Source organism: Nocardiopsis protaetiae, assembly GCF_045446735.1.
Lineage (GTDB): Bacteria > Actinomycetota > Actinomycetes > Streptosporangiales > Streptosporangiaceae > Nocardiopsis > Nocardiopsis protaetiae.
On sequence record NZ_JBJJBV010000435.1, the window covers coordinates 1 to 7,264 of the forward strand.

At 70.3% G+C, this 7,264-nt stretch carries 4 protein-coding genes; 2 read left to right on the forward strand and 2 right to left on the reverse strand.

Going from position 1 to position 7,264, the window contains the following annotated elements:
* Window positions 1-31: 31 nt before the first annotated feature.
* On the reverse strand, window positions 32-1,171 hold the full coding sequence (dnaN, locus tag ACJOT3_RS33425; RefSeq protein WP_406977134.1) for a DNA polymerase III subunit beta: 1,140 nt from the start codon (window positions 1,169-1,171) through the stop codon (window positions 32-34).
* Window positions 1,172-3,834: 2,663 nt separating this feature from the next.
* A complete protein-coding gene (gene dnaA, locus ACJOT3_RS33430; protein ID WP_489685967.1) occupies window positions 3,835-5,997 on the reverse strand; it encodes a chromosomal replication initiator protein DnaA in 2,163 nt (720 codons plus the stop codon).
* Window positions 5,998-6,775: 778 nt separating this feature from the next.
* Between dnaA and rpmH the strand changes: the two genes are divergently transcribed.
* Window positions 6,776-6,919 carry a 50S ribosomal protein L34 gene (gene rpmH, locus ACJOT3_RS33435; RefSeq protein ID WP_013155858.1) on the forward strand — a complete coding sequence of 48 codons (144 nt, stop codon included), beginning with the start codon at window positions 6,776-6,778 and terminating at the stop codon, window positions 6,917-6,919.
* A gap of 77 nt (window positions 6,920-6,996) precedes the next feature.
* On the forward strand, window positions 6,997-7,264 hold a 268-nt coding region (gene rnpA / locus ACJOT3_RS33440), incomplete at its 3' end, for a ribonuclease P protein component (protein WP_406977135.1).

A 7,264-nucleotide genomic window follows, 5' to 3' on the forward strand; every position in this document is an offset into this window, starting at 1 on the left:
GGACGCCGCCGGCCGGGCCGCGGAGCCGGGATCAGTTCGGCTGTCGTACCGGCATGATCAGGTAGCGGTACTCGGGCTCGGCCCCCTCCGCGGCCGGCTTTCCGGTGAGGATCGACGGCCGGGTGGAGGTCGTGAAGTTCAGGCGGGCCACGTCGGTACCGATGGCGCCCAAGCCGTCCAGCAGGTAGCCGGAGTTGAAGGCGATCTGGATGTCGTCGCCCTCCAGCTCGGCCTCCAGGACCTCGACCGCCTGGGCCTCCTCGCCGGTCCCGGCCTCCAGGACCAGCTGGCCCGGGGTGAAGGACAGGCGCAGCGGGGTGTTGCGCTCGGCGACCAGGGAGACGCGCTTGACGGCCTCGACGAACTCCGAACGGGAGACCTCGGCCACGGAGTTGAACGTGTCCGGCAGAAGGGCGCGGTACTTGGGGAACTCGCCGTCGAGCAGGCGGGTGGTGGTGCGGCGGCCGCCGCCCTCGAACCCGATCATGCCCTCGCCGGCGTCGCTGCCCGAGAGCGCGATGGAGACCTCGGCGCCGGAGGTGAGCGACTTGGCGGTGTCGTGCAGCGTCTTGGCCGGGACCAGGGCGACCGCGGACAGGCCCGGGTCCTCGGGCTTCCAGGTGAGCTCGCGCACGGCGAGGCGGTAGCGGTCGGTGGAGGCCAGGGTGATGGTCTCGCCCTCGATCTCGACGCGCACACCGGTGAGCATCGGCAGGGTGTCGTCGCGCCCGGCGGCGACGGCCACCTGGCCGACCGCGGCGGCGAAGGCGTCGCTGCCGACGGTCCCGCTCACACCGGGCATCTCCGGGAGCGTGGGGTAGTCCTCCACCGGCATGGTGGTGAGCGTGAACTTGGCGCTGCCGCCGGTCACCACGACCTTGGCACCGTCGGTGGAGATCTCCACAGGCTGTGCGGGAAGGTTGCGGGTGATCTCGGCCAGGAGCTTGCCGGTGACCAGGACCGTGCCCGCCTCCTCGACGTCCACGTCGACGACGGCCTGCGTGGAGACCTCGTAGTCGAAACCGGACAGGCGCAGCTGCTGACGGCCGTCGAACTCGCCGGCCTCCAGCAGGACACCGACGAGGACGGGGACCGAGGGGCGCGTCGGGAGTGTGCGCGCGGTCCAGGCGACCGCTTCGGCCAGTACGTCGCGTTCGACCCGGAACTTCACTTGCCGACTCACTTTCCGCCCTGGACGGGACGCACCCGGCCGAAGGCCTCAACGTTGATGTCTGTGGGGATCGGGCCGACTCGCTCATCAACAGGCTGTGGATGACGGGGCCGCGGTCTCCTGCTAGGGGTCACCGCTCGGAGCCGGGCGGCGGAGGACAGGGGCGAGATCCCACGTTACCCGGATTCACCGGCTGCCGCTGACGCCCCGGCGGTCTCGGCGGTCACGGCGAGTTGTCCACAGATTTTCCGCGTTGCCGTTTCGAAGCCACCCTTGGGCTAATGAAGGTGCGCAGTAGTAGTAGGGCCTGTGGATACTGTGGATAACCCTCGTTTTACCAGGTCAACACCGGAATTTTTATCCACAGGCCCTGTGGAGAACCCTGTGGACAACTTCGGGGTCCTGTGGATGAATCTGGTTGTCCCCAAGTTTTCCACAGTTCGTCCACAGGCTTGTCCACAGGTTTTCCCCAGGTTGTCCACAGCAGCCGGTGATCCGGTGACCCGATGACCCCCAACCCTGTCCACAGGGGACCCCGGGTTACCCACAGCCTCGGCGCAGTTGTCCACAGGTTATCCACAGGGTTGTCCACAGATTTCGACCCCCTCCTGTGGATAACTCGGCCGAGCTCGCCGAAAAAAATTTTTCGGCCCCCTGCGCATTCCCGGCGAAGCATCCCAAAGAGGCTGTGCACAGAGTTGTCCACAGGAAAGAGGCCAACGCTTGTTGACGAGATCGGCCTCCGCCGCAGGTGTGGGCAGGGCAACAGCCCCCTCCGCGCCCGGAAACCGGGACGACACCGCACTTCCGGGCAGGAACAACAACACCCGCCCCCACACCTCACCGACCTCCCGAACCGGGGTGAGGGTGGGCATAAACCTGTGGATAACCTCCTGTGGACAGCCCCAGCCTGTGGATAACTCCCTGTGGACAACGTCCCCGCACCCCGTTGTGCACAGGTACGCCCAGGCTTGTGGAGGAACCGGACCATCCGTGTCCCCCCGAGCCCAGCGGGTCCCGGAGCCCTCAGAGCCCGGTCACATCCCTGGCCTCCCCCGCCCCGACCCCGGGAGGGCCCACCCAACCTGGCTCCTCAGCCCAGCCCGGTCACGCCACTGGGGTCCTTGCCGCAGGGGGTTTCCACCTTCCCCGGGGCCTCAACCCCAGCCCGGTCACCTGCCCAGCGCCTTAGCCATAGCCGGAGTGCGTTGTGCCTCCCCCGCCGCAGGGGGTGACGGCCGCAGGAGGCCTCTGGCCCGACCCCGGGGGGTTTCCCACCTTCCCCGGGGCCTTAGCCCCAGCCCATCCCCTTCCCGGAGCCCTTAGCCACATCCGTGGCCGCCCCCGTCGCAGGGGGTGACGGTAGTAGGAGGCTTCTGGCCCCGGCCCCGGGGGGTTTCCCGCCTGCCGGGGGTCTCAGCCCCAGCCCGGTCACCTGCCCGGGGCCTTAGCCATAGCCGGAGTGCGTTGTGCCTCCCCCGCCGCAGGGGGTGACGGCCGCACGAGGCCTCCCGCCCCGACCCCAGGGGGTGTCGGTAGAGCGGGACTGGACCCGGGCCCCAGGGGGTGAGACAGCAAGAGCAGGTTTCCAAATGGCCCGCCATCTGCGGAGGGCGGTGTAGGGGGCCGGTCTCGGTCGCGTTGGTCTCCACGGGTCACCCCTTGGGAACGTACAGACCCGGGCTGGGCGCGGAGCCGTCCCCACGGTACGACGCCCGGCAGACCACAAAGACGTACGCGTTCGACTCACGCCCCGAGCGGTGGGGGTGTTGCTTTTCCAGGGGACGGGTCGGGGCACAGCGCACACCCCCGACCACACAGGTCCACGGAAAGACGCTCCGACTGGAAACAGGCTGTTGCACAGACCTCGCTTGAAAGCCCGACCACAGACGTAGTAACCCCGCCTGTCAGTGCCCTCCCCAGACACAGGGGGTGTCCGGAGGAAGAACCACGACCTGCGCCCCAGAGAGTGAAACCCCGGCCCCGATCGCCCTCCCCGGCCCCAGGGGGTGACCCGCACCCACACTCCCGCCAGTACCGGCGGCGGCACGCCGCCTCGGGGCCCTGCGGGGCCAGCGGCGGTACGCCCCCGCCCTCTTCCCCGGGGCTGCGGGTGGGCGACGGTCCAGGGGCGGCATACGACATGCGACATGCGACATGCGACATACGGCGTGTACGAACGGCGGGCGCCCCTCCCCTCCTCCCCTCCACAGCCCTGGCTCTCCCCTCCACAACCCTGTGGGTGGGACGGCACAGGAGGGGCGCGGCGTTTCAGGACCGTGTGCGGGGACGGCGGCGCGGTCCTCACCCGCCTTCCACAGCCCTGTGGAGAGAGAGGTCGCAGCGGCGGCAGTCGGCGCGGGGCCTTGTGCGGGGACAGCAGTTCGGGGCCTTGTGCAAGGACGGCGACGCGGTCCCCGCCGTCATTCCAACAGCGGGGAACAGCGAAGGGGCGATGTGTCGACACGTCCACAAGCAGACGAGCCGACACATCGCCCCTTCGGGCGAGGGACCGGGGTCAGACCTGGCCAACCCATCCCAACCCAGCCCAGGTCAGCGCATCCCAACCCAGCCCAAACCAGGTCGCCCCATCCCAACCCACCCCAAACCAGGTCGCCCCATCCCAACCCAGGTCGACCCATCCCAACCCACCCCACCCCAGTTCAGGTCAAGGAGGGCTGGTCCTTGATCCTGCTCGTGAGCTCATGGACCTGGTTGTAGATGGAGCGGCGTTCGGCCATCAGCGCGCGCACCTTACGATCAGCGTGCATGACCGTGGTGTGGTCGCGCCCGAACTGCTGGCCGATCTTGGGCAGGGACAGGTCCGTCAGCTCACGGCACAGGTACATGGCGATCTGCCGGGCCGTCACCAGCACCCGGGACCGAGAGGTCCCGCACAGGTCCTCCACCGTCAGGCCGAAGTAGGCGGCGGTCTGGGACATGATGGCGCCCGCCGTCACCTCGGGCACGTCGGCCCCGGGCACCAGGTCGCGCAGCACCTGGCTGGTGAGGTCCAGGTCCACCGACTGCCGGTTGAGGCTGGCGAACGCGGTCACCCGGATCAGCGCGCCCTCCAGCTCCCGGATGTTGGTGGAGATCTTGCTGGCGATGAACTCCAGCACCTCCGGCGGGGCGGCCAGGCCCTCCTGCACCGCCTTCTTGCGCAGGATCGCGATGCGCGTCTCCAGCTCCGGCGGCTGGACGTCGGTGAGCAGGCCCCACTCGAACCGGCTGCGCATCCGGTCCTCCAGCGTGGTCAGCTGCTTGGGCGGCCGGTCGCTGGAGATGACGATCTGCTTGTCGGAGTTGTGGAGCGTGTTGAAGGTGTGGAAGAACTCCTCCTGCGTCTGCTCCTTGTTCTCCAGGAACTGGATGTCGTCCACCAGGAGCACGTCGATGTCCCGGTACCGGCGCCGGAAGCCGTCGGCCTTGCCGTCGCGGATCGAGTTGATGAACTCGTTGGTGAACTCCTCGGAGCTGACGTACCGCACCCGGGAGCCCTCGTAGAGCCGGTGCGTGTAGTGCCCGATGGCGTGCAGCAGGTGGGTCTTGCCCAGGCCGGAGCCGCCGTGGATGAACAGCGGGTTGTAGGCCTTGGCGGGCGCCTCGGCGGCGGCCACCGACGCCGCGTGGGCGAACCGGTTGCTGGAGCCGATGACGAAGGTGTCGAAGGTGTACTTGGGGTTGAGGCGCGCGTGCTCGCCCGGCGGCACCTCGGGCGAGCGCCCGGGAGGTGCGGAGGGGGCGGGCTTGGCGGGCGACCGCTGTGCCGTCGGGGCCACCGGGGGCGTCGGGCTCACCGAGGCCCCCGAGGCCCCCGGGGCCGTTGTGGCGCTCGGGGCCGGGGAGTCCGGCGGCTCGGGCAGGTCGGTGCCGGCCTCGGCCTCGGGGGGCGGCGGCAGGTCGGGCGCCGGTTCCGGCTCCTCCGCGGCGGGGGGCACAGCCGGGTGCGCGGCCGGGGGCGCGGCGGGCGCCGCCGACTCGGGGGTCTCCCAGCGGTTGGGCCGCTCCCAGCCGGACTCCTCGCCGGACCACCCGGACTCCTCGCCGGTCCAAGCGGCCTGTCCCCAGGCGGACTCCTCCGGGGCGGCCGGGCCGGAGGAGGAGTGGACGGGCTGCTCCCACAGCGGTGGGGTGGCCGGGCGGGCCTGCGGCCGGGCGGGGGCGGCCGAGGCCGACCAGGACGCGGGCTCGCCGTACTGGAGCTCCTCCTGGGTGAAGGAGTCGCCCTGCGGGTGCGCGGCGTCGTCGGACCGCCCGGGGGCGCCCGGGTGCGTGTAGGCGTCTGGGCCCGAGCCGAGCAGGTCGGCCTCGGGCGGCAGGGCGGCGTGCCGCCCGTAGGCGCGTTCGGGCGCGGTGGGGCGGTGGTGGCCGCCGCGCGGTTCCCGCGGGGGCTCGGGCAGGGCGCCCTGGTCGAACAGGCCGGGTGCACCGCCGTGCTGCGCCGGGGACCCGGGGTGGGTGTCGGGCGGTTCGTTGACGTCGTGCGGGGAGGGCATGTCGTGCGGGGAGGGCGGAGCGTACAGGGACGCCGCCGCGGGCGGCGGCGGGGGAGTGGGCACCGCGGTGGGGTCGACCGTCACCGCGACCCGGATGTCCCGCCCCAGATGGGCGGAGAGCGCCTTGCTGATGGTGGGGTAGAGGCGGCTCTCCAGCACCTTTTTGGTGAACTCGTTGGGCGCCGCGATCAGCGCCGTGTCCTCGATCAGGCCCAGGGGCCGGGTCTGGGGCAGCCAGGCGCGCTGGTGCGGCGGCAGGGAGTCGTTGTCGATCCCGTCCAGCACGCTGGACCACACCGCTGCGAGGTTGACCTGTGCGTCAGCCAAGGCGACCTGCCATGTTGCTGTCCCTTCGGTGCGGTCTGTTCGTGCGGGTGGGGGAGGGGACGGGGAGTTCGGGTGCGCCCGCGCCGGATCGGAGGCGGTGCGGGGCGGCTCTCCATTGTCCTCCCCCGGTGGTACTGCCGGGGCAGGGTGGGCGGAATGTCCGGTGTGAAGGTCGGCACGGGCCTGTGGAAAACTCCGGCGGCCGCCCGACCGGCAAGGCTTTGACTACCCCTCGGTATCCACAGCTTGCGTCGGTTGTCCACAGGTTGTCCACAGGGTTATCCACAGGATGGCAGATCTGTGGGCTCCGCGCAGAGTTATCCACAATATGCAGGTCAGGCTGTGTGTAAGACGGTTTCGTCCGGGCTGTCAGGGCGCCGACACCGGCCGAGGGGAGAGTTATCCACAGGCTGAGGTTATCCACAGGGGTGGGGGGTTGTGGAAGTCTCACACGCCTGTGGACGACGATCTGTCCACAGGTCGCCCTGTCGACTTGTCCCCACCTGTCCTCACCCCTCCTCCCCACGCCCCGTCCCCCGCCCGGGCACCCCCTCGCCCGGGCACATCCCCGCCCGGGTGCGGAAGCAGACGTCACACCCCCCGCGCCGTGCCTGATTTGACCGCGCCCGGACCAGGTCGTATCTTCTTTATGCTTATGCCGACGATTCTGCCCACGCCTGTCCCGATGACGGCGTGCACGCGGCCATGGCACTCTGCGACCCCGCATATCCTGGGGGTCCTGTCGTAGTACTTTCCTGACACGCCCCTGGAGCCAGTAGTGAGCAAGCGTACGTACCAGCCGAACAACCGGCGTCGCGCGAAGGTCCACGGCTTCCGGCTGCGCATGCGTACGCGCGCCGGTCGCGCCATCATCGCCTCGCGTCGCCGCAAGGGACGCGCCGCGCTGACCGTGAGCCACTAGGCCACGCACAGCCCCACGTTCTTCGGGACCGTCCGGCCTTGCGCCGGCCGGTCCCTTTGTCATGGGGGAGGGCCCCGATGTTGTCGCCGAAGAACCGGATGCGCCACAGCACCGAGTTCGGCTCAGCCATGCGCTCCGGGCGCCGCGCGTCCCGCGACGACCTCGCCGTGGTCTACCTCCCACCGCCCGCTGCCCGGGGAACCACCGCCGGAGCGGAAGCGTTCCCGGTAGGGGAACACCCCCCGCGCGTCGGATTCATCGTGAGCAAGGCGGTCGGCGGGGCCGTGGTGCGCAAGCGCGTCCAGCGACGGCTGCGGCACCTGATGCGGCCACGTCTGTTCGAAC